The sequence below is a fragment of the Methylophaga sp. UBA5088 genome (assembly GCF_002414625.1).
Taxonomy (GTDB): Bacteria; Pseudomonadota; Gammaproteobacteria; order Nitrosococcales; family Methylophagaceae; genus Methylophaga; species Methylophaga marina.
Genome location: NZ_DIAC01000131.1, coordinates 21,266 through 23,191, shown reverse-complemented (window position 1 = coordinate 23,191; position 1,926 = coordinate 21,266). Strand labels below are relative to the sequence as shown.

General features: G+C 41.1%; 3 protein-coding genes. 1 reads left to right on the top strand and 2 read right to left on the bottom strand.

The window, feature by feature from the left end; translation table 11 throughout:
• The coding region (locus B4K20_RS16240; protein WP_289283713.1) for a LysM peptidoglycan-binding domain-containing protein at window positions 1–195 on the bottom strand (195 nt) is incomplete at its 3' end.
• A 447-nt stretch (window positions 196–642) separates the two neighbouring features.
• On the opposite strand from B4K20_RS16240, the gene B4K20_RS16235 reads away from it, so the two are divergent.
• Window positions 643–1,371 (top strand): Crp/Fnr family transcriptional regulator, encoded by a 729-nt coding sequence (locus tag B4K20_RS16235; RefSeq protein WP_289283712.1) that lies wholly within the window; start codon window positions 643–645, stop codon window positions 1,369–1,371.
• Window positions 1,372–1,412: 41 nt separating this feature from the next.
• Here B4K20_RS16235 and B4K20_RS16230 read toward each other — a convergent pair.
• A partial coding sequence (locus B4K20_RS16230) for an ATP-binding domain-containing protein (RefSeq protein WP_289283711.1) occupies window positions 1,413–1,926 on the bottom strand: 514 nt, incomplete at its 5' end.

Below are 1,926 nucleotides of genomic sequence, written 5' to 3'. Positions count from 1 at the left end.
GCTCTCAATATTATTTAGTTTGCGTAACTGTTCAAACCGAGTGACTTTATCAAGATGTTGTTCGCTTAGATTCCAGAGGTTGTCACCGTCAACAACGGTATAAATCCAATCCTGAGCATAAGCACTACTTGAACACAGCAACCAGATAATGGCTAAACAGATAAAGCGGTAAACACTAAGACATGACTGTTTCATTGAGGGTCCCACGTTCAAATAGATTTGTCTTTTGAACTATATACTAGCACTCTGCTTAAATACAAAAACACTGTTTTCCTAAAAAATCAGGTGTGTCTTATAAAACGAGATGATGAACTGTGCTTAAGCCTTTGCGTGACTGGGTCTCATCTCTGTCTGTGAAGATAAAATGCCCTGCCTCTCACAGATAATTTCCGATTTTTTCAACAATTTTCTATCAATTTAACAATTGTTAAAGACGGAGCATTCAAATAGCCATATCTTGGCGTCCTTGATGATCATCAGTCACTTTATCCCAAGGTTGGTGTGAATTTTTGATGATTGATATTTATTTCATCGTTCATCTAAAACGCTCAGCAATTTATGAATGATGATTATAGGAGACATGCTTTCCCCCATTTCCGAGGGAAGTAGCGCTTTCGTTTAACATTTTTCATGTGAGTTTTAATGGATCTAGCTTTTGGTAATGTACGGAGTTGTATCGTTCATCAATTTGAACGGGTGGTTGATTTAACGGAAGATGAAGTCAACTTACTGATGACACTAGAAAATAATGAACGTGGATTTCAAGTCGGTGAAGAACTGACACGTAAAGGTAAGTACAACAATTATTTCTATACACTCCAGTCAGGTCTGGCATGTGCCATCAAAACCCTGGCTGATGGTCAAAGACAGGTGTTGGATATTTTCCTGCCAGGACAAATTATCGGCTTACAAGAAATTGGGTTGAAAAACTCATTCACAGAATTTCGTGCGTTAACGAGGCTGAAAGCGCATCCATTTCCCAAACAATCACTAACGAAAATTTTTGAACAATCGCCTAAGCTGGCTAAAATTTTCTTCACCATCATGGCCAGAGAGCAAGCCATGTTAATTGAGAGAATCGTCAACATCAGCAGGCGAAATGCGCCTGAGCGACTGGCTCATTTTCTGGTAGAAATGAAAATGCGGCTGGGATCATGTGCCTGTGATTTTCATCTACCCATTAATCAAAGTCTGATTGGTGACACGCTCGGGATCTCCTCTGTTCATGTCAGCCGTACCTTAAAACACTTACGTGATTTAGGATTAATTGATAATAAACAGGGTCATATAGTGATCACTGATGTTGATGGACTGATAAAATTGTCTAGTTTTGATAGTGGCTATCTGGAAACGTTAGCTGAGTGGAATTAAGCATCTAACGCCAATCAGAACAGACTTTAAGCACGCATTTTCTAAACACCATCATCAGCTTGCTTTAACTGTTTATTTAAACCACTTTCACGTTGATGTCGGGTTTGAATGGTGTGACGCAGCGTGCCTTCTTTACTCAGAATAAACACCTGTTGTTTGGCTCGGGTAATCGCGGTGTAAAGCAGTTCACGGTTAAGAATAGGGCTGATTTCATCCGGTAATAGAATACTGACGCTATCAAACTCTGAGCCCTGGCTTTTATGCACCGTCATGGCAAAGGCGGTTTCATGCGCGGGAAGCCGGTTAATTGGTACCCAACGTACCTCCTCATCAAAACAAAAACAGGCGCGGAGCTGGCCGCTATCGTCATACAAAATAATACCGGTATCGCCATTAAACAGCCGTTGCCGATAATCGTTTTGGGTGATCATGATTGGTCTGCCAGCATAAAACGGTAAGCTTGTTCGCCAGCCGCGTTGTGCTAATAAACGCATCAACAAGCGGTTAACCGATAACACCGATTGTGGCCCTTGTTTTAAGGCGGCCAAAATTCTG

Coding starts and splice junctions, on each gene's coding strand:
- B4K20_RS16235 (WP_289283712.1), top strand. CDS start 643: ATGGATCTAGCTTTTGGTAATGTACGGAGTTGTATCGTTCATCAATTT.